General features: G+C 41.8%; 18 protein-coding genes (1 of these 18 cut by a window edge). 16 read left to right on the top strand and 2 right to left on the bottom strand.

Annotated elements, in window-relative coordinates; translation table 11 throughout:
* Positions 1–211, bottom strand: partial view of an IS256-like element ISLgar5 family transposase gene (locus IGJ25_RS12480; protein WP_002324630.1) — the start only. The gene continues 980 nt to the left of window position 1, outside the view; only the first 211 of its 1,191 coding nucleotides appear in the window; its start codon is at positions 209–211; the stop codon falls past the left edge of the window.
* Positions 212–731: 520 nt separating this feature from the next.
* Between IGJ25_RS12480 and IGJ25_RS12475 the strand changes: the two genes are divergently transcribed.
* The 6 genes from IGJ25_RS12475 (at position 732) to IGJ25_RS12450 (ending at position 7,791) form a co-directional block, all read left to right on the top strand.
* Positions 732–1,100: an LPXTG cell wall anchor domain-containing protein gene (locus IGJ25_RS12475; protein ID WP_225001433.1), complete on the top strand. Its 369-nt coding sequence runs from the start codon at positions 732–734 to the stop codon at positions 1,098–1,100.
* Positions 1,101–1,112: 12 nt separating this feature from the next.
* On the top strand, positions 1,113–1,931 hold the full coding sequence (locus tag IGJ25_RS12470; protein WP_225001432.1) for a WxL domain-containing protein: 819 nt from the start codon (positions 1,113–1,115) through the stop codon (positions 1,929–1,931).
* Positions 1,932–1,977: 46 nt separating this feature from the next.
* A complete protein-coding gene (locus IGJ25_RS12465) occupies positions 1,978–2,805 on the top strand; it encodes a WxL domain-containing protein (protein WP_438779333.1) in 828 nt (275 codons plus the stop codon).
* Between the two features lie 128 nt (positions 2,806–2,933).
* Positions 2,934–3,956: a DUF916 and DUF3324 domain-containing protein gene (locus IGJ25_RS12460; protein ID WP_375352182.1), complete on the top strand. Its 1,023-nt coding sequence runs from the start codon at positions 2,934–2,936 to the stop codon at positions 3,954–3,956.
* 5 nt (positions 3,957–3,961) lie between these two features.
* A complete protein-coding gene (locus IGJ25_RS12455) occupies positions 3,962–6,322 on the top strand; it encodes a lectin-like domain-containing protein (protein WP_225001429.1) in 2,361 nt (786 codons plus the stop codon).
* A 95-nt stretch (positions 6,323–6,417) separates the two neighbouring features.
* On the top strand, positions 6,418–7,791 hold the full coding sequence (locus IGJ25_RS12450; RefSeq protein ID WP_225001428.1) for a helix-turn-helix domain-containing protein: 1,374 nt from the start codon (positions 6,418–6,420) through the stop codon (positions 7,789–7,791).
* 535 nt (positions 7,792–8,326) lie between these two features.
* Here the strand turns inward: IGJ25_RS12450 and IGJ25_RS12445 are convergent.
* Positions 8,327–10,324, bottom strand: coding sequence for a beta-galactosidase (locus IGJ25_RS12445; protein ID WP_225001427.1), 1,998 nt, complete (start codon positions 10,322–10,324; stop codon positions 8,327–8,329).
* Between the two features lie 433 nt (positions 10,325–10,757).
* On the opposite strand from IGJ25_RS12445, the gene arcA reads away from it, so the two are divergent.
* From arcA to IGJ25_RS12395, 10 genes are all read left to right on the top strand, one after another.
* Entirely contained in the window at positions 10,758–11,975 is a 1,218-nt protein-coding gene (gene arcA / locus IGJ25_RS12440) for an arginine deiminase (protein WP_010749205.1), read from the top strand.
* Positions 11,976–12,359: 384 nt separating this feature from the next.
* Positions 12,360–12,671: a hypothetical protein gene (locus IGJ25_RS12435; protein ID WP_015510092.1), complete on the top strand. Its 312-nt coding sequence runs from the start codon at positions 12,360–12,362 to the stop codon at positions 12,669–12,671.
* Positions 12,672–14,663, top strand: a complete 1,992-nt coding sequence (locus IGJ25_RS12430) for a V-type ATP synthase subunit I (RefSeq protein WP_015510091.1) — start codon at positions 12,672–12,674, stop codon at positions 14,661–14,663. It begins immediately after the preceding gene.
* Positions 14,647–15,120 carry a V-type ATP synthase subunit K gene (locus tag IGJ25_RS12425; protein ID WP_005229236.1) on the top strand — a complete coding sequence of 158 codons (474 nt, stop codon included), beginning with the start codon at positions 14,647–14,649 and terminating at the stop codon, positions 15,118–15,120. The genes IGJ25_RS12430 and IGJ25_RS12425 overlap by 17 nt, the downstream gene beginning before the upstream one ends.
* 16 nt (positions 15,121–15,136) lie before the next feature.
* Positions 15,137–15,727: a V-type ATP synthase subunit E gene (locus IGJ25_RS12420; protein WP_005229237.1), complete on the top strand. Its 591-nt coding sequence runs from the start codon at positions 15,137–15,139 to the stop codon at positions 15,725–15,727.
* Positions 15,728–15,741: 14 nt separating this feature from the next.
* Positions 15,742–16,743: a V-type ATP synthase subunit C gene (locus IGJ25_RS12415; RefSeq protein WP_005229238.1), complete on the top strand. Its 1,002-nt coding sequence runs from the start codon at positions 15,742–15,744 to the stop codon at positions 16,741–16,743.
* Positions 16,736–17,050 carry a V-type ATP synthase subunit F gene (locus IGJ25_RS12410; protein WP_005229240.1) on the top strand — a complete coding sequence of 105 codons (315 nt, stop codon included), beginning with the start codon at positions 16,736–16,738 and terminating at the stop codon, positions 17,048–17,050. Before IGJ25_RS12415 ends, IGJ25_RS12410 begins: the two co-directional genes overlap by 8 nt.
* A 31-nt stretch (positions 17,051–17,081) precedes the next feature.
* Positions 17,082–18,857: a V-type ATP synthase subunit A gene (locus IGJ25_RS12405; RefSeq protein ID WP_010749209.1), complete on the top strand. Its 1,776-nt coding sequence runs from the start codon at positions 17,082–17,084 to the stop codon at positions 18,855–18,857.
* Entirely contained in the window at positions 18,857–20,245 is a 1,389-nt protein-coding gene (locus tag IGJ25_RS12400; RefSeq protein ID WP_005237151.1) for a V-type ATP synthase subunit B, read from the top strand. The genes IGJ25_RS12405 and IGJ25_RS12400 overlap by 1 nt, the downstream gene beginning before the upstream one ends.
* On the top strand, positions 20,245–20,889 hold the full coding sequence (locus IGJ25_RS12395) for a V-type ATP synthase subunit D (protein WP_438779332.1): 645 nt from the start codon (positions 20,245–20,247) through the stop codon (positions 20,887–20,889). Before IGJ25_RS12400 ends, IGJ25_RS12395 begins: the two co-directional genes overlap by 1 nt.
* The last annotated feature ends 107 nt before the right edge of the window (positions 20,890–20,996 follow it).

The raw sequence follows: 20,996 nt of genomic DNA, 5'->3' as shown, positions 1-20,996 counted from the left end.
CATACTCGGTCTTGACCGTACGGTCATAGGAGCCGTTACGAGAATTACCCGTGTTAAAACCAATGCGATCATACTTTTCGTAATCTAGGAAAGCCGTTAACTCCGTTTTGAGAAGCGTATTGACTGCTTTCTCCAAATGAACACGGAATAATTCATTCAAATCGCCTTTGTTCGCTAGAGTCTTTAGAATTTCTGTAGTAAAATCGTTCATAGGGAAGTCCTCTCTTCTGTGAATGTGTTGTGGTAACTCTATTCTACAGAAGGGACTTCCTTTTTTCTATTTACACAAAATATTTTACACTCTCTGAGGAATATATTGTCAATAAAATGGTATAACAGAATACTATTTTTATTAGAGTGTGATATTCTATACCTTTAAGTGCTTGATATCTTGGACCGAATTGTTTTCAAAAGAAAGTATAGGTTATCTGAAAAACCGTTCTTATTTGCTTCACTTAATAGCCATTTATGTTATTTAATAATAGGAAATACTTTTCAAAATAGAGAAATTCACCTATAGGTGAATTTCTCTATTTTAATTTTATCTGATTTATCGTTATAGTGATGAATGTCAAGTTTAGAAACCATCACATGTAACATGAACAAAAAAAAGCGATCTGATTTAAAACCGAATCACAGGTTGTTTTTGCATCTTGAGAATCGAGACACTATTAATTGCTGATCTAATAACGATGGTTTTTGAAGTTAGACAATTCAGAGGAGGAGGGAGAATGAAAAAGACAAACATTCGGGTCATTAATAGTTGTTTAGTGCTCGCAATTATGCTCCAACTTTTAGCATTTTCTACAAACAAAGTTAACGCGGAAGAAGCTAAATCAGTTGAAACTGAAAGCTCAGTGATCTTTACGGGTGTTTATGAACCAATAGGACAACCCGAGCCACCACCCCCAGAGGGGAGTGAGCCAATCGAAAAGCCTCCGGTTGTTTCTAGACCAGGAAACCGATTGCCGCAGACCAATGACTTACAAAACCCCGGGTACATCATTTTAGGTATTATTTTTCTACTGATTGTTGGCATACGTTATTTGAAAAAAATGCCGACTAAGTACAAATCATTACTCATTACAAGAAACCATTAAAGGAGAAAACTCATGAAATTCTTACGTTTAACTACTATTACTGTTCTTACTGCAACAATTTTCGCTGGAGGTATTTCTGCTTTTGCCGATGGTATCGCGGAAGTGGAAGGTGCAAATCCAGCACTGAATGTGGAAACAGATGGCCAAATCATTTTTGCTCCTAACACAGACGAAGAGACCATCGTTCAACCACCGGTCGACCAACCAGATGTCGATATTGATCCAGTTCCAGGGGGACAAACAGGACCTTTGACAATAGCATATGCACCAACGATGGATTTTGGTACACAAGTCATCTCGAATCAAGATATCTATTATGATATGGTTGCTGAAATGCAACAAAGAACTGGCACAGAAGGTGATGAACATAAAGTTCCTTATGTTTCATTTGCTCAAGTTCAAGATACACGCGGAAACAATCAAGGCTGGGAGCTAGAAGTTTCGTTGAGTAAATTTGAATCAGGTACGTTGAATAATGAATTGCGTGGTGCACGTCTTTTATTTAAGGCACCAACCCTCGACTACAAAGGCAATAACGAAGAAAACGCACCAGCCATTCATCAAGCTGGTATGTACTTGGACGCGGACGGAGGAGCAATGACTGTGATGTCAGCTGGCCAGGACAAAGGTGCCGGTGTTTCTTCTGTTGTATGGGGAGACCAAGTAGCTATTACTGCGCAAGTAAATGCGGGGGCAGAAGTTGTGGTTAACGACGGTATCCAATTGTGGGTGCCTGGTGCAACTGCGAAAGATGCGGCCTTGTATGAAGCAACCTTGACATGGAATTTGACTTCAACAACAGATGAAGCAGGCGAAAGCGTTCCAGAATAAACGATAGAGAAGAGAAGAAATTAATTCAAGAAAGAAGGAAATAAAAATGAAAATGATTCGTTTAGCAACGATTGCAGTTTTGACCTCTACGATTTTAGCCGGTGGCATTCAAGCCTTCGCGGATGATGATGTAAAGGAAATCAGAAATACCACCACAGAGAACACTGTTACCTTTACAGGTGATGGAGATGAAGACGTTGTTGTTCAACAGCCAGTTGAAGAACCAGATGTGGATTTGGGACCAAATCCATCTCCACAAAAGGGACCATTAACGATTGCTTATGTACCTTCTGTATTTGATTTTGGGTCAAACCCGATCTCTACACAAGACCAAGCGTACTCCATGATCGCTGAGGAGCAGACAGTTACCGGAACTCAGGATAAAGTACCTGATGTCTCCTTTATCCAAGTCCAAGATACGCGTGGGAATAAAGATTCAGGATGGAACTTAACGGTTTCGTTATCCCCATTTGTTTCAGCAACAGATCCAAATGACGAATTAACTGGTGCTCGGATTGAATTTATCAACGCTCAAAAGAGATTTAATGAGGACAAAGGAGACCAAGCATTAGCACCTATCGTGAACGGGGAAAACGGCAGTTTGATCTTAGAATCTGACGATTCTGTAGTGCCGATGATGACTGCAGCGGCAGGACATGGACGAGGTAGCTCTTCAACCATTTGGGGAGATCAAGACGAATTGACGGCTGACTTCAATAGTGATGAGCTAGACGGCCCTGTTAGAAATCACGCCATCAAGTTGCATATTCCAGGCACAACGATGCCTGAGGCTAATGTTGCCTATCAAGCAACTATGGAATGGATCTTATCTGATACTGCAGATGGTGCCGGAGAGTATATTCCGGGAGAATAAATAGAAGAGACTTGAAGGAAGCAACAATTGTAGGCGGGAGTAGCTACTTATTCCCGCCTTTTTTGGAAGGAGAACCATTAGTGAGCGAACGACGAACAAAAACAAGCTGGCGACAACTACTAACAGGATTGATCCTCCTAGTAACGCTATTCATTAACCCTTTACAGGGCTTTGCTGAGACCGATTCAGAATTGAATTTTTATGTGACGCCGATTTTACCGGACAGTCAATTAGCAGGAGGGGCAAGCGGCTACTTTGATTTGAACATAGGTGCGGGAGACCAGGACGAATTAGGCTTGGAGATCCAAAACGGTTCAGATCAAGCCATTGAGATAGCAATCACCGTTCATACTGCTTTTACGAATGTCAATGGCGTTGTGGAGTATGCTAAGGATGCAGAAACACCTGATCCCACATTACCTGCGATGATCGATGAGTTGGTAGAAGCTCCGGGAACGATTACATTAGAACCGTTGGAAAAACGAACGATCCATTTTCCGATCACGATGCCGGAAGAGGCATTTGAAGGGGTATTAGCTGGAGGGATTCGGATCCAAGAAGTGCCTTCTGAAGACACCCAGAGTAGTCAGGAAGAAGGACTAGGGATCAAAAATGCTTTTTCTTATGTGATTGGTTTGGTGGTCAGCAACAACCGTTCTGCCACGGATCCGGGATTAGAGTTATTGGATGTATTTGCGGATCAAGTCAATTACCGCAATGTCTTTAGTGCAACGATCCAAAACTACACGTCGACTTTTGTTAATCGATTAGAGGTAGAGGCGAGTATTCGCGCTAGCAACAGTGAGGAAATCTTGTATGAAAGTAACCGAAGCGGAATGCAAATGGCACCTAATTCCCATATGAATTTCCCGATTCCTCTTGAGGGAGATCGTTTTCGTACAGGAGAGTATATCTTGAACTTGACGGCTCGTTCAGAAGAGGAAGAATGGACGTGGGAACAGACATTTACAGTTGAGGCGGAGGAAGCTCGACAATTGAATGAGACAGATGTTTCAATCGACCGCAGCATCAATTGGTGGATGATCGCAGCCATTGCCGTTTCCGTCGTCCTTTTGGGGATCCTAGCATACATGATCTATCGCTCGAAACAAGAAAAAAAAGAAACGCAGGATAGTGAATCGAAGGAGTGAAACAAATGAAATCACTTTTCCGAAAAAAAATGATTGGGGGCTTCGTCACGTTACTGACTGTTGTACCCTTGTTCACAACAATGACGATATTAAATGCAGACTCCCTTTTTTCAACAGCAATCGAAACAAATGATACATCGGAAACAGAAACGAATGAGGAACCGCAGTTTTCCCTCGAACAAGAAACGCTTCAGGGGGAAGTGGATCAATTACTTACTTTCACATTTTCTGTCGATCAGCTGATTCAAATGGTTCATTTAACGATCCCTGAAGCAGTTGCAATCGATTTTTCAGAACTGACGTCAGAACTATCAGTCACTCAAGGAGAAAAGGAAGATGAATTGCTCCTTGATAGCCAAGAAGCAATTGATGAATTCACGCTTCCTATTCGTGTGACACAAAGCGGCGAATATACGATCTTGATCGAAGAAGATACGGAATTATCTCTTCTCGTGGAAGAAAAAGCAGAAGACCCGACTGAGGAAGACCAAGAAGAGCAAGAAAATGCTGCTATAGAAGACCAAGAAGCGGATAATGAAGATTCATTGCCAGAAGGCCAGGACACTGAAGATGCTGCACTTGTACAGGATGTTGCAAGAGATGATTCAAATGCTCTTAATATGACTGTAAATAAAGATAATTTCTTAGAGCATTTTGAGGTACATGGAAGTGCGAACTATAATCAAGAGACTGGTTACTTACTATTGACTCCGGCAGCGAATAATTCAGTTGGAAATGTGACACTGAAAGAAAAACTTAATGTGAATCAGCCATTCATTTTAAAGGGGCGGGCTAATATTGGTTCAAATGATAATGGAGCAGATGGGATGGCGTTTGGTTTTCATAATTCTGAAAATGATGCCCTTGGGGTACGTGGAAATGGAATGGGTCTTGGTGGTTTAACAGATGCTTTTGGCTTTAAGTTAGATTCGAATTATAACCGAAATACAGATACAATAGATGGAGTAAGAATAGAACGAGATCCGTCTGGATTAAGCGATGCTCCTTTTGCTGGCTACGTTTACCATCCTTCACCGAACAATATCGTTACTTGGTGGGGGAACAATGACGAGGCTCGTGCAAGAAGGACTGGGAACATTGATGGTGTCTATGAACCTATCACTGTAAGTTATTTGCCAGACGAAACAGGACATTGGTTCGTTATTGATTATAAAGGACAAACTTGGCGTCGTGATGTAAGGGATTGGCAAAATCCTGAAGTAACAGCCTCTTCTTTTCTTATTGCCGGCAGTACCGGTGCCAGAAACAATCTTCATGCATTCATGTTTGAGAGTATGACTTACACAATCGGAACAGGGGAAGTGGAAGTCAACTACCGAGATATAGATACCCAAGAGGAGATCTCGCCGACCGCCTTTCTTGATGAACCGCTGCGCACCACGGTGACACTTGATCCTCGTTCAGGGACAGAGGATGAACCATATTTAAAAGGATATGACTTTGTCCGAGTTGAAACAGACTCTGAGAATTTTGATCCAGCAACCAATCAGATTGCAATCGATGCAGAGCGGCAAGTTGTAACCTATTATTTTAAACGTGCAGAATCAGAAATCAATGTTCACTACGTTGACGAAGATGGCGAGGAGCGAGCCCCTTCGGTTCAACTAAATGGATATGTAAATGATGAGGTTGAAATCCCTGTCATAGAGATTGAAAACTACGCATTTCAGTTTGAAGCAGACGACAAACCATTGTCTACGAGACATCTACGTGAAGAACAAGAATATACTCTTGTCTATCGTATGATGGGGGTACCATCTCCTGTCGATCCTACTGATCCAGACAATGAGGTTTCACCAGAAAATCCACCTGAAATCGATGAAGACCAAGGACTGATCAGTATTGATTTTGTTTCTCAATACATTTTTGGTGATGTAAGTATTAGCGCCGGAACAGCGACCTACCCTGCTCGGCCACAACGGTTGCTTGACCCACAAGGAAATCCGACCGAGGAACGACCAAATTATCTACAGATTTCTGACCGTCGAGCAATAAATGATGGGTGGACCCTTACAGCAACAATGACAGAAAATGGTTTCCAGAGCAATGAGGGAGATTCACTGCCAGGAGCGCGAATATTATTAGAGAATATCGAGATGGTGACAAATTCAATGAATCAATCAACAGTGCCACCAACTTATAACGAAACTGCAAAAATCGAACCGGGTATTCCTACACCTATTGCTTCAGCTTTAGACAATCAGGGGACAGGGACCTGGGTACAACGCTATGGGGATTTAAATACGATGGGAAATAGTGTGAAATTAGAGGTTCCGATCGGAGCAGATCCTAAGCAAGCTACGTATCGTGCAACGATTGAATGGGAACTTAGATTTGTTCCTTAACCGTTACGTACAAACATCTAATAAAGTATAATAAAAATGGAAGCTGCTTGAGAAATCGACAGCTTCCGTTTTAATTAGTCATTGAGGTGGTTTTAGTGCTTGATGTTGAAGAAAATTCTTTATTAATAAAATGTCTTCATTCAACAGCTCTTAAAAGGCAAATGATCATTTTAAGACAGTTTGAGGAAAATAAACCTACAAGTGGTGATCATTTAGCAATAGTTTGCGGCTACTCAAGACGAACGATCGTTTCAGATATCGAAAGTATACGTGATTACTTTCATCAAGAAATTTCGATTCATGCTACAAGCAATGGCTATGAACTAACGATTATTAATTTTGCTAGCTATCAAAAGCGAAAAAAATCGCTATTGTTGAAAGACGCGAATCTTTTGTTTCTTCATCTACTTTGTCAACAAGCACCGAATATCAAAGAGTTTTGGATGAAGACAACAGGATTTGGGAGCCAAACATTCAAAAAGCAACGCCGTTACTTAGAAAAAGTTCTTGGAGATTATGATTTATCTTTTAGTGAGAAACCATGGCGAATGATAGGCTCTGAAGAGAGCCTTCATTGTTTTTATCATGCTTTTTATTTTGGAGAAGATGAACAACCCTATCATTTTTACGACGAATTAGATAATGGTATGGAAATTCATTGTCCGAGCCTGTTCGATACCTCCAGAGCTAAGCAATGGTTCTTAGTTTTTATTTTACGAGAGGTTCAGGGGGGAAAGTTAACTGAAAAACCGGTATTTAGTGATTTCTGTCGTCGATTTAAGGAACATACCGAGTTTACGATCACTCTATTTGGTTACCGTATATCTATTTCTGATCAGGAATATTGCCTTTTGTATCTTTTAATGATGGATGAAGAAGAACTTTTGTCTTTTTTACTAAAGAACGACTGGCTAGAAAAAAGGTTTCCCTTCAAAATTTCAGATGTTGTAGAAGAGATTACGAGTAATTATGAATTAAAGATTACAGATGAGCAGCTCTTTTCAAGACTTACACTAGTGTGCATGCTATTAGATAGATTGTTTCAAATACCTATTACTTCGAGAATTTCTCAAAGAGACAAATCAGCAGTAGTAGAGAATAATCTATTATATAGAGAAGGCCTATCTACAAAAGCGATTGATTACTTAATAACGCTGGGAAAAGTTGAGATAAAAAATCAATTGGTCAGATGCTTAGGTATTCATTATTATTGGAAGGTTCCAAGGAAAGTAAATCAATGGATCCAAGATGAATTGAACGGGTGGTTAAATCGACAAGGAATTCAGGTGATTTCTGAAAAGAATCAAACTTTCGAAGAAGCTAACATAAAACAAGTTATCGTGACAGATCAACAATGGGTACAGACATTTGCTCAACCGCCAGTTTATAGATTAGGGAGAAACGTTTCTGAGCAAGCGATTCAGCAACTAGGAATCAGAATAGTAAAAGATTTAGAAAAATCAATGTAAGTGATAATTATTAATTAATTGTGTGAAAAGGAATATTTTAGAGATGGGCTATAAGATAGTTTTTGCGAAAACTCAATGAATCTATCTGTTACATGTCTTTTATAGAACAATAGGATCACCTGAAGCTATTTAGGTGGCTGAGAATAATGCTTATGGATCGGTAGGTTCGATGCGAAAGCAGAACACTAAACGCATTACCAACGTGTATACATTTAACTAATGTAAAATCGTTTCATAAGGTAGAATTATTTATTTTTCCATAAAGAGAATGACGAAACCACCATGAAAGATCGAATTATAATTGGTAAATTTGAGTACGAGCTATTTTTATAAGATAGCAACCAAAATTTCGTCTATTTAGCTAAAAAGTTATTAATAAAAAAATAACGAAACTAAACTATCCCTTATGACTTTTGCTTATTAGGAATCTTTCTATAGATTATGAAGTTTTTCAATATGTTTTTTGCTATCTATAATGTCAGCAGCCTAAAAGAACACTTTTTAAGTTTGGGACTTAGAAAGTGTTCTTTTGGATTTATTCGCTGAATTTGATCACAGCTACCTCTGTAGCTGCTAATTGGATTCGATCCACCTCTTTTTGAGTTAATAGAGAAAACCCTTTTTTTAAAAAATCAACTTGTTGAATCTGATCCGTATGGTTCAAAAGAAACACGAAAGTGAAGTGATCTCCTTGACGACAAGTCACTGAAAGGTCAGTCGGTGAGGCTAGAAAGTTTTGAGCATTCGTTTTTAATTGGTTAGTATTTAAAATATCTGATAAAAAAGTTATTAGTCCCCGCTGATTCAATTCTGTTCCCACGTAATACGCATACCCATCGTCGATCTGATTCATAGTAATGGCTGGCTTATCGGACAAATAACCGGATTGGAAGGTTGCCAAAGCTTTCGCACCTTTTAGATGAATGACTTCCTCCCATAGAGAATTGCTGTACCGACGACCTTGGAAGTCAATTTGGTGATGGGTAGCTGCTTTCATTGGGTAAAACTCTTCTACAATGATCCCTAAGGTGTCTTTAAACAGTCCTGGATAGCCCCCAAGATAGACTTGGTCATATTCATTGACGATCCCACTAAAGAAATTGGTCAAGAAGATGCCGCCTTGTCGCACGTAATCATGGATCTTCTTGCCGAAGGCTTCGGGTGCTGAATAGAGATTTGGGGCGATCACTAAAGGATAGCCGTCTAGGGATTCGGAAGGATGGACAAAGTCTACGCTCAAATTTAACGCCCTTAGCGCGGCATACAGGCTGCGTAACTGATGAATGTACTTTAAGGTTCTTGGTTTGGCATCCAATTCCAGCGCCCACCAATTTTCCCAGTCGAAGACAACCGCGACATCAGCCAAGAAGCGCGTCCCAACAATTTCCGACAGTTGCGAAAATTCGTTGCCTAATTGCGCACATTCACGAAAGATACGGCTTGAATGAGGATCTCCGTGTGGCACCATCGCACTATGAAATTTTTCCGCACCGCCACGAGACTGCCGCCATTGGAAGAACATGATGCCATCAGCGCCATGAGCGAGCGCTTCATAACTCCAAAGACGCAGCTGGTTGGGTGTCTTGGCACCATTGATTTGCCGCCAATTAACGGCGCTGGTGGCTTGCTCCATGATCAAGAAAGGTTTTTTCTTTAAACTACGAGTTAGATCGTTAGCAAGAAATTGCGGGTAAGGGATCTTTTCAAAGGGATTCGGGTACGAATTCCAGCTGACTACATCCATTTCGGGGGCCCATTTAAACCCATCCACGTATTTGTGCAAGCCCATAAGATTGGTCATATAAGGGATGCCTTGGGAATATTTTGCGATCGCCGCCTTTTCGAGTTGATAGAGCTCCAGATTCATGTCGGAAAGAAAACGGCGATAGTCTAACTGCTGCGCAGGATTTTTGAAGGTCGGCATCGCTTCAGGTAGAAAAATTTCGTCCCAGCTGCCATAGGATTGACTCCAAAACTTGGTTGACCAAGCATCATTCAATCCAGCGATGTTCTGATATTTCTCTGCTAACCATGTCTGAAATCTTTTCCGACAATGATCGCAATAACACTCGTGGATGTGACAGGTATATTCGTTATTGATATGCCACATGACTAGCCCTGGATGATTGGCATAACGGTTTGCGACTGCTTCTGACAAATCGGTGGCATATTGACGATAGATAGGGGAAGTCGGACAGTAGTGCTGGCGCGCCCCATGAACCAGTCGATTGCCATGAATGGTCACAGGCAGCATCTCAGGGTGTTTTTGAACAAGCCAAGCGGGAGGCGAAGCCGTTCCATTGGCTAGGTCGATCATGATATTGTTTTCATATAAAAGATCCATCAACCAGTCCAGAAAATCAAAATCATAGGTGGATTCATCTGGCTGCAGATTGACCCAGCCAAAAATATTGATACTTACATAGTTCACACCTGCTTCTTTCATTAAGCGCATATCTTCAAGAATGACTTCTTTAGACCATTGTTCAGGATTGTAGTCGGCACCATAGTAAAGTTGACGTTGCGTTTTCATCAAATCACTCCTTTATAAACGTTTTTTTAGCATCAAGATACTTGAATCATATCAAAAATTTATCTGTTTGATAGCGGTATCATTTGAAAATCATGAAATGATCCAAAAAAACAAAAATAATTCAATCTGGTTTCGCAGCTAGGTCTATCGTCCATCAGTTCTTTTGCCTTGCTGTTTTTTTAACAAAAATATACAATTGAAAAAGGCGGTAAATTAAAGTATCTAGAATTTATATTCTCAGCTAGTTGTTTTTTTATCGAGGGTTTCTTTTTGCTAAAATGCATGTTTATAACTATATGATCCAGAAAAACTTTGAATCACGAGTAGAAAAAACACGATGAGTCAAAGAAATGAATAATTATGTGTTGAGGAATCATAAAAAATGAATGACATAAGTTATTCAACAAAATTGCCAAGAAGGAGAGACAAGTTCATGAACCAGCCAATACAGATTTTTTCTGAGATTGCCCCTTTAAAACGGGTGCTGTTGCATCGTCCAGGCGCAGAATTAGAAAACTTGATGCCGGATTATCTTGATCGATTGTTGTTTGATGATATTCCTTTTTTAACCCAAGCGCAAAAAGAACATGATTTTTTTGCGGATACGTTAAGAAGCAAAGGGGTGGAAGTCCTTTATTTGGAGGATCTAGCTGCTGAAACATTGACAACAACTGGTGCCAAAGAGGCCTTTTTAGAAGACTATTTAAATGAGACAACGATCCTTGATGAAGAGATTCGCAACGAAGTGCGCAACTTTTTCCTGTCGATTAAAGACAATCGCGCCTTTATCGATCATACGATGGCGGGCTTGAAAAAAAGTGAGGTAGAAATTTCAAAAGCCAGTAACTTAACGGCAATCGTTGAAACAGAATATCCTTTCTTGATCGATCCAATGCCAAACTTGTATTTCACGCGAGATCCGTTTGCGACGATTGGACACAGTGTTTCCTTGAATCGAATGTATTCTGCAACGAGAAGACGGGAAACCCTCTACGGAAAACAAATTTTTACGCACCATCCGATGTTTGCCCGCAATGAGACGAACTTTTTGTATCATCGGGACGAAACGACGCGGATGGAAGGCGGGGATCAGCTGATTTTATCAGATAAAATCGTAGCGATCGGGATCTCTCAACGAACAGAAGTTGCCTCAATTGAAAAAATTGCCGAAACGATTTTTGCCACAGAACCGAGTTTCGAACATATCTTGGCATTTAATATCGGCGAGGAACGAAAATTTATGCATTTAGATACGGTCTTCACGATGGTGGATCATGATAAGTTCACAATCCATCCAGAAATCGAGGGAGAACTTTCGCTGTATTCAATCACTAAACACAAGGACGGTGTGCGAGTATATGAGGAAAAAGATACGTTGGAAAACATTCTTTGCCGTTATTTAGATTTGCCTGAAGTACACTTGATCCGCTGTGGTGGCGACGATTTAGCAGCGGCAGCTAGAGAGCAATGGAATGATGGGTCTAATACCTTGGCGATTGCACCTGGAGAAGTCGTGGTCTATGACCGCAACACCATTACCAATGGGCTGTTAAAAGAGGCAGGAGTCATTTTGAATGAAATCTCGGGCAGCGAATTGGTTCGCGGACGTGGGGGCCCCCGCTGTATGAGTATGCCGTTTATACGTGAGTAGGTCGATGCTTTGTTATTTTAAATACTTGTCTTTTCTTTAGAAGCATTTAAGTTAAGAAAAAGACGAGAAAAAACTAAAAGAAAGATTTGAAACATCATTTTGTTTCTAATCTTTCTTTTTTGTCATCATTTAACCCCCAATAAAATGAAAAGGATTTCTTTTTGTGAAAATGTGTAATTTTTGTGACTTTTATATGTAAAGACTATAAAAAAACGCTAGGAACCTTGTTCTATCGCAAAATTTATGTTACGGTTATATTAGAAAACGGAAATAGGTGAAGGTATTTGCCACTTATTGATTTTTGACACCCTACGATCAGCGAATGCCATATGCTTGATTTGTAGTGGTTTTTTTTGCGGAAAAAAAGTGAAAGCAGGTGAGAAAATGACAGTAGATGCCATTCGATTATTACAAGAAGCAGAGCAATTTGCGGAAAATAAAAATAAAGAAGCAGAAGCAGAAAAAAAACAATTGGCACAAGCAAGAGAAGAACGGTTGAAGGCGTTTAAAAAAGAGTTGGCAGAAAAAGAAGCCCAACAAAAAGAAGCAATCAACCAAAAAATCGCAGCTGAGTTGGTACAGTCTAAGGAACCACTCTTGGCTAAGACCCAAGCAGAAGTGGAAACACTGCGAACGATCCCTAATGAATTGAAAGAAGAAGCATTAGCAATAATAATAAATAAGGTTGTGACATAAATGGCAATTGCAAAAATGCAAAAGTTCAGTCTGTTGACCTTTTACGATCAGAAAGAAGCTGTTTTAGAGCAGCTGCAAGACTTTCAAGGCGTAGAACTGCTTTCTTCGGAAAAATATTATGATTCTGAAGAAACGACGGGTGTTTTGACACCGGTTCGCGAGGAACAGTCTGAAGAAGAAATGGAGAACCAGTTTGGTCAAGTCAACTGGAGCTTAAATTTTTTAGAAGAATATGTACCCAAAAAAGGAATGCTGGCACAACTGCGGCAACCAATCAAAAAATATACCCTTCAAGAATTGGCTGAAACAGCCCACACCTATCCTTGGCAAGAATTATGCCAAACCCTTCGTAAACAAGACAAACGTCTTCGCTTGATTGATCAAGAAAAACGCGATGTATTAGCACAAGAAGCAGAACTGTCGATCTGGAAGTATTTCAAAGAACGACCAGCTGTTTTAAAAGAGTTAAAAAAATCAGGTGGCTTGTTAGGATCGATTCCTACTTCTGAAATGGCTGACTTTACGACCAACAGTGAAAAGCTGCCGCTTGTCTATGTCGAAACCATTTATCAATCACAAACGACAACTTACTTATTGGTACTTTTCCATAAAGATGTAAAAGAAAAAGTAACTACTCTTCTAAAGAAAGCAGCCTTCGAGCAATACATCTACCCTTATGAGGGGATTCCAGAAGAAGATCTGCAAACGATGAAAGAAAAATCCCAACGTCTAATTGATGAAGAAAAAGAAATCAAAGCTTCTCTTGGTGCGATGACAAAAGAGCAAGAAACCTTGCGGATCGTTGCCGAGTATTTAGATGGAGCGATCACCCGCTTAAAAAGCAGTAAAATGCTTTTGCGTTCGACTCATGCGGTATCGATTTCTGGCTGGGTTCCTGTTGATGGGGCGGCCGAATTAGAAAAACGTATCAAAAAAGGGACCACGGATAACTATTACCTCGAATACCAAGAAGTGACGGAAAAAGAGCTGGCTGATGTGCCGATTTTATTAGAAAACGCACGTTGGATCAAACCTTTTGAAGGACTTGTTCGGATGTACAGCTTGCCGCAATATGACGAGTTAGATCCGACACCATTTATGGCGCCTTTTTACATGGTGGCATTCGGGATGATGGTTGCCGATTTTGGCTATGGGTTGCTCTTGTTTCTGGCGACATTCCTGGGGAAAAAGCTGTTCCACCTCAGCAAAGGGCTGGAACAAAATTTGACCCTCTTTCAGTTGTGCTCAATCCCTACGATTATTTGGGGCTTGATCTATGGCAACTTCTTTGGATTTGAATTCTCATTCCAACTGTTGTCTGCCCAGGATGATGTCAATCAGATCTTAGTCTTATCCGTGATCTTTGGGTACATTCAGATCATGTTTGGCTTGGCGCTGAAATTCTATATTTTATGGAAGAAAAAAGACCAGAAACTGGCTGCGATGTTCCAAGCCGGTTCGTGGATCGTCTTTTTGATCAGTGTCGTTTTTGTCGCCGCAGGAATGCTGCTTTTCCCTGACACCCCGTTACAAACGATTGGGATCGTAATGATCGCTGCCAGTCTTTTAGCAGTGGCAATCGGAGGCAGTTTAGAAGGAAAAACGTTGGCAGGAAAAATCGGTTCTGGATTGTACGGATTGATGGATGTGACCAATTATGTTGGTGACTTGATCAGTTACACCCGTCTGATGGCGTTAGGGGTTGCCGGCGGAAGTATCGCCTCAGCCTTCAACTTGATCATTAGCTACTTGCCGCCAGCAGCCCGGTTTACCGTCGGTATCTTATTATTTGTGGCGCTACATGGCCTGAATATTTTCTTAAGTTACCTTAGTGCGTATGTTCATGGTATTCGCTTGCAGTATTTGGAGTATTTTGGAAAATTCTTTACGGGGGGCGGACGTGCCTTTGACCCGTTCAAATCAAATGAAAATTATGTAGAGATCATCTCAGAAGAAAAGTTACAGGAGGATAATAATGGAAAATTGGATTAGTTTCTTTTACGAAAATGGTGGAATTGTTTTTGCAGCTTTAGGTGTAGCGACCGCAACGATTTGTGGTGGTATCGGATCAACGATCGGTGTTGGGATGACCAGTGAAGCAGCATCAGGCTTGATCTCAGAGCAGCCAGAGAAATTCGGGCAAGCGTTGATTTTGGAATTGCTTTCTAGTACCCAGGGGCTATACGGCTTTGTAATCTCCTTTATGATTTTTGGTCAGATCAGTGGTTCGATCTCATTCGATCGCGGGTTGTATTTGTTTATCGCTTCATTACCGATCGCGTTAACAGCAATTATCGCCGGTAAATGGCAAGGACGTGCCGCAAGTGCTGCGATGCAGATTTTAGCAAAAAAACCAGAACATGTGACCAAAGGAATTATCTTGGTAGCGATGATGGAAACGTATTGTATTTTAGGGTTCGTGATTTCCTTCTTGCTTGTCTTGAATTAAGAGGAGGGAAAAGTGAATGTCTGATATTACACGTTTAACTGACAAAATAACCGCTGATGCGGAAAAGAAATACCAGCTTCAAATCAAAGAAGCACAAAAAGAAAGTGAAAACCAAGAAAATTTAAAACGAGCACAGTTAGAAAAAGAGCTTAATGAACGGTTAGCTTTTTATGAAAAAGAAAAACGTGCTGCGATGTATTTGGAAATCTCAGATGTGCATATCCAATCAAGAAACAAGGTCTTGGCAGCAAAGCAGTCCGTCTTAGATGAGCTGTTTTCTGAGGCTCTGACCCGTTTAAACACGATGGATCAGGCAGCATTTTATACGTTTATCGCGAAAGGCTTGGCGAATGCACGGTTAACTGGTGAGGTCGAGTTGCTTTTAGGTGAGAAGTCCCGTCATTTTGTAGATGAGGAATTCCTTACTAAGTTGCAAGCATCGGTCCCTGAGGTTCAGCTGAAACTGGTAAATAAGACGATTCCTCGCAAGGGTGGCTTTTTGTTGCGACAAGAAGCAATTGAGTTGAATTTTACCTTTGATGCGCTCCTAGAAGCCAACAAAGAAGAGTTAAGCAATACGTTACTGCAATTGATTTTTGAACAGTAAGCAGGTGTAAACAGATGAATGACATCAAATATAATACGTTGAATACGAGAATTCGGACGTATGAATCGCAATTATTCGATCGTAGTCGCTATGAGCGAATGCTCTCAGCTGCCAGCGCAGAGGAAATCTATGGGATGCTGCAAGAAACGGTTTATGGTGACTTCATCAATGAAGATGATCGTGTACACGATTTTGAACAAGTCCTGATGGCTGAGTTGAAACGGGTATACGAAACGATGTATCAGTTGACACCAGAAAAAGCGATCGTTGATTTCTTTGCTTTGAAATATGACTATCAAAATCTGAAAGTTTTAGTAAAAGCGGCGTATATGCAAGAAGATTTTTCGGCGTATCTCGTCCCAATCGGCACCCAGCCACTTTCCGTCCTTAAAGATCTGGTCAAGACCAGAAAAAGTACTCAGGTCGCGCAAGAAATGGTTGCCTGTGTGGAAGAAGTCTTTTCTTATATTGAGAACTATCATGAAGTCCAGTCCATCGATATCATCTTTGACAACCATTATTGGGAGCAATTATGGACGATCGGTAAAGAATACCAAGACGAGTTGCTGCAAAGCTTGATTCGCCGTCAAATCGATATCTTCAATATTTCAACAACGTTGCGCAGTTACGCGATGAAACGCAAGCGCGGCTTTATCAGCGCAGTTTTAGCCGACCATGGGAATTTACCTGCAAGTGAGTTGTTAGCAGAAATCACAACTTCTCTTGAGGCGTTTGTGGGATACTTGCAAGGAACCCCTTATAAAGAGCTGATCAATCATAGTTATGAAGAATTGGTAGAAAAGAAGACCTTGAATACCTTTGATATACGCAAAGACAATTTTCTAATGGCGAAGCTCAAAGAACAAAAAATCGTGCCTTTTGGGCCGTCAGCATTGGCAGGGTATCTGTATGCCAAGGAAATTGAAAGCAAGAATTTGCGTATTCTCTTGATTGGTAAAATCAATAAGGTGCCAGAAGAGATTTTAAGAAGTCGGGTGCGTGATAGTTATGCATAAAAAAATAGCAATGATGGGTGGTAAGAACTCGATCTTGCCTTTCAAAGGGCTGGGGATCGATATCTTTCCAGTCAGCGATTTGGATGAAGCCGCCCAACAATTAGAAGAGATGGCTGAAGCGTATGGTGTGATCTTTTTGACCGAGCGGTTGATCGAGCAATTAGAACCGATCGTTCGTCGTTACGAAGAAGTACCGACACCAGCGATCATTCCGATTCCAAGTAGTACGGGTAGTTTAGGGATCGGCATGGCACGCATTCAGCAAAATGTGGAAAAAGCGGTAGGAATGAATATATTAGATTCATAACAGACAAGTCAGCCAGCTAGGAGGAATAAATGTGGCATTTGGCACAATTGAAAAAGTATCGGGACCACTGGTCACCGCCTCAGGATTAAGTGGCGCAAAAATCCACGAAATCTGCAAAGTCAGTGACAAGGGCCTTATCGGTGAGATCATTGAGATCAAAAAAGGGCTGGTTTCGATCCAAGTATACGAAGAAACAGCGGGGATCGGACCAGGCGAGCCCGTAGAAACGACAGGCGCACCATTGTCTGTCGAACTAGCACCAGGTTTGTTGACTCAGATGTTTGATGGGATCCAACGACCATTAGATACATTTATGTCGCAAACAGAGAGTGATTTTTTGGAGCGGGGGGTCACCATCGATCCACTGAATCGCCAAAAGAAATGGACCTTCGTCCCACAAGTACAAGTCGGCGATACTGTACAAGCCGGTGATATTTTAGGTTCAGTACAAGAAACTTCGGTGATCGAGCATAAAATCATGGTGCCACCAAACTATGAAGGAACCGTCAAAGAAATCATGGTGGGAAATTTTGCGATTACTGAAGTGATCTGTGTTTTAGAAACCATCGATGGTGAAAAATCCTTGACGATGGTTCAGAAATGGCCAGTGCGTCAACCGCGGCCAGTTACTGCTAAATTAAATCCAGGCGAACCGCTAGTCACTGGACAGCGAGTCATCGACACCTATTTTCCAGTGGCAAAAGGCGGCTCAGCTGCTGTTCCTGGACCTTTTGGTGCTGGAAAAACAGTCGTTCAGCATCAGATCGCTAAATGGTCAGATGTGGATATCGTGGTCTATGTCGGTTGCGGTGAGCGGGGCAACGAAATGCGGGATGTCATGAACGAATTTCCTGAGTTGATCGATCCGAATACCGGCAAGTCGATCATGGAACGAACGGTATTGATCGCCAATACGTCGAATATGCCAGTTGCTGCTCGGGAAGCCTCGATCTATACAGGAATCACGATCGCGGAATATTACCGTGACATGGGCTATAGTGTTGCCATCATGGCAGACTCAACTTCTCGTTGGGCAGAAGCACTGCGGGAAATGAGTGGGCGCTTGCAAGAGATCCCAGGAGATGAAGGCTATCCGGCTTACCTTGGAAGTCGAATTGCGGAATACTATGAGCGAGCAGGGCGTTTCCATTCATTAGGCACGCAGCCTCGAGAAGGAAGCATTACCGCAATTGGTGCGGTTTCACCTGCTGGAGGAGACATCTCAGAACCGGTCACTCAAAATACCTTGCGAATCGTGAAAGTCTTTTGGGCATTGGATAGTATGTTGGCGCAAAAGCGGCATTTTCCATCCATCAACTGGATGAATTCCTATTCCCTTTATGAGGATCAAATCAATTCTTATTTGGATCAATTATTAGGTGATCGCTGGTCGGAGCTAGTCAATGAATCCATGGCGATTCTCCAAGAGGAAAGCCGATTAGAAGAAATCGTTCAGCTGGTAGGGATGGACTCTCTTTCCCAGAAAGACCGCTTGACGATGATGACTGCTCGTTCTTTAAGACAAGACTACTTGCAGCAAAACGCCTTCGATGACGTTGATACGTACACTTCCCGCAACAAGCAGTTCAAGATGCTGGAAAACATTCTCTACTTTAATGAACAAGCACAGCGTGCATTGCAGCTAGGTGCTTACTTAGATGAGATCACCAAAGGAACGGTTGATCTGCGTGAGCGCATCGCCCGCAGCAAATACATTCCTGAAGAAGAATTGACTCGCTTGGATACGATCAAGCATGACATCAAAGAAATGTTACAACGAATCATTGAAACTGGAGGTGTTCATTGATGTTAAAAGAATATCGTACAGTTTCCGAAATTGCTGGCCCCTTAATGGTGGTCGAAAATGTTCGAGGTGTGAAATTCGACGAACTCGTTGAGGTCCGCATGGACACAGGTGAGATCCGTCAAGGACAAGTACTGGAAGTCAGTGATGACAATGCTGTTGTCCAAGTCTTTGAAGGTACCAGTAATTTGAGTGCAGAAGAAAGCAAAGCAAGGTTTCTAGGGACTGGTTTGACGCTAGGGGTTTCTCTAGATATGATGGGTCGGGTGTTTGACGGTTTAGGAAAACCAAAAGATAACGGCCCGAGAATCTTGCCAGAAAAACGCATCGATGTAAACGGTGAAGCCATCAATCCGATGGCGCGGGACTTCCCAGATGAATTTATCCAAACGGGGATCTCAACGATCGATCATTTAAATACATTAGTTCGTGGACAAAAACTACCAATCTTTTCTGCGTCTGGTTTGCCTCATAAAGAGATCGCTGCTCAAATCGCACGACAAGCAACAGTACCTAGCCAAGAAGGCAATTTCGCGATCGTCTTCGCAGCAATTGGGATCCCTTTTGAAGAAGCTGAATTTTTCGTGGATGAATTCCGCAAAACCGGTGCGTTAGATCGTTCTGTTTTGTTTATGAACCTTGCCAATGATCCAGCAATCGAACGGATCGCTACGCCTAAGATGGCATTGACCGCAGCAGAGTATTTGGCATTTGAAAAAGGCATGCACGTCTTAGTGATCATGACCGATATGACGAATTACTGTGAAGCGTTGCGAGAAATCTCCGCTGCCCGCCGAGAAGTTCCAGGACGTCGCGGCTATCCAGGGTATCTATACACCAATTTAGCGACGCTGTATGAACGGGCAGGACGTTTGATGGGCAAAGAAGGATCGGTCACACAAATACCGATCTTAACGATGCCAGATGGCGATAAAACCCACCCGATTCCTGATTTGACCGGCTATATCACGGAAGGACAAATTATTTTGTCGCGGGACCTTTACAAGCGCAATATCAACCCGCCAGTGGATATTTTACCAAGTCTTTCACGGTTGAAGGACAAAGGAACGGGAGAAGGTAAGACCCGTGCCGATCATGCGGCAACGATGAATCAAATCTATGCCGCCTATTCCGATGGGAAAGCTGCCAAAGAGCTATCGATCGTTTTAGGGGAGTCTGCCTTATCTGACCTTGATAAAAAGTACGCGCGCTTTGCTGATCTTTTTGAAAAAGAGTACGTCAATCAAGGATTTGAAACCAATCGGACGATTGAAGAAACGTTAGATTTAGGCTGGAAGCTATTAGCTACCTTGCCAAAACAAGAGTTGAGCCGTATCAAAGAAGAATTTATCGACGCCTATTACCCAACGGACGAGGATGTGAGTTCTTAATGGCGATCTTAAATGTCAATCCGACACGGATGGAACTAAGTCGTTTGAAAAAGCGGCTGACGACGGCAACCCGTGGTCACAAATTATTGAAAGACAAGCAAGATGAGCTAGTACGTCAGTTCATTCAGCTAGTAAAGAAAAACCAGGAACTTCGTAAAAAGATGGAGACCGCATTGCAAGCAGGAATGGAAGAGTATGTGCTGGCTTCTAGTAGTATTCCCGATGTTGTTTTGCAAGAAGCCTTTATGATCCCTTTGAATAAAGTGACCTTAGATGTGCAAAGCCGAACCATCATGAATATGGATGTGCCAGTGTTGAACCCTGTTTACGAAGAAGAAAGCTCGGATGATGATTTTTCCTACGGTTTTGTGAGTACCACCAGTGAGCTGGATCTTTCGTTGTCCCATCTGGATCAAATGCTGCCAGTGATGCTGCAGTTGGCCGAGATCGAGAAAACCTGTCAACTGATGGCCAATGAGATCAAACGGACGAGACGAAGAGTCAATGCGTTAGAGTATATGACGATTCCCAAGCTGACAGAAACCATTCAATACATCGAAAGCAATCTGGCAGAAGACGAACGAGCAACATTGACTCGCTTGATGAAGGTAACGGACATCATTGCAGAAAACGAAGCGAAGTAAGGCTTTTGCAAGCAGTGTGATTACAGCAAAAAGGCACGTAGAAATGTAGTGACCCCAAAAAGTTAGACTTTTATGGAGTGGAGAAATCCACTCCTTTTTTGTACGAT

Source organism: Enterococcus sp. DIV0240d, from assembly GCF_051711245.1.
Lineage (GTDB): Bacteria > Bacillota > Bacilli > Lactobacillales > Enterococcaceae > Enterococcus_D > Enterococcus_D casseliflavus.
Note: the sequence above shows the minus strand (reverse complement) of the source record. Positions and strands in the feature narration are given on the sequence as shown.

Bases quoted from the DNA above. Each gene is read 5' to 3' on its own strand.
- IGJ25_RS12475 (WP_225001433.1), top strand. From the start codon at position 732: ATGAAAAAGACAAACATTCGGGTCATTAATAGTTGTTTAGTGCTCGCA.
- IGJ25_RS12445 (WP_225001427.1), bottom strand. From the start codon at position 10,324: ATGAAAACGCAACGTCAACTTTACTATGGTGCCGACTACAATCCTGAA.
- IGJ25_RS12430 (WP_015510091.1), top strand. From the start codon at position 12,672: ATGGCAATTGCAAAAATGCAAAAGTTCAGTCTGTTGACCTTTTACGAT.
- IGJ25_RS12400 (WP_005237151.1), top strand. From the start codon at position 18,857: ATGTTAAAAGAATATCGTACAGTTTCCGAAATTGCTGGCCCCTTAATG.
- IGJ25_RS12435 (WP_015510092.1), top strand. From the start codon at position 12,360: ATGACAGTAGATGCCATTCGATTATTACAAGAAGCAGAGCAATTTGCG.
- arcA (WP_010749205.1), top strand. From the start codon at position 10,758: ATGAACCAGCCAATACAGATTTTTTCTGAGATTGCCCCTTTAAAACGG.
- IGJ25_RS12410 (WP_005229240.1), top strand. From the start codon at position 16,736: ATGCATAAAAAAATAGCAATGATGGGTGGTAAGAACTCGATCTTGCCT.
- IGJ25_RS12415 (WP_005229238.1), top strand. From the start codon at position 15,742: ATGAATGACATCAAATATAATACGTTGAATACGAGAATTCGGACGTAT.
- IGJ25_RS12395 (WP_438779332.1), top strand. From the start codon at position 20,245: ATGGCGATCTTAAATGTCAATCCGACACGGATGGAACTAAGTCGTTTG.
- IGJ25_RS12455 (WP_225001429.1), top strand. From the start codon at position 3,962: ATGAAATCACTTTTCCGAAAAAAAATGATTGGGGGCTTCGTCACGTTA.
- IGJ25_RS12470 (WP_225001432.1), top strand. From the start codon at position 1,113: ATGAAATTCTTACGTTTAACTACTATTACTGTTCTTACTGCAACAATT.
- IGJ25_RS12420 (WP_005229237.1), top strand. From the start codon at position 15,137: ATGTCTGATATTACACGTTTAACTGACAAAATAACCGCTGATGCGGAA.
- IGJ25_RS12465 (WP_438779333.1), top strand. From the start codon at position 1,978: ATGAAAATGATTCGTTTAGCAACGATTGCAGTTTTGACCTCTACGATT.
- IGJ25_RS12425 (WP_005229236.1), top strand. From the start codon at position 14,647: ATGGAAAATTGGATTAGTTTCTTTTACGAAAATGGTGGAATTGTTTTT.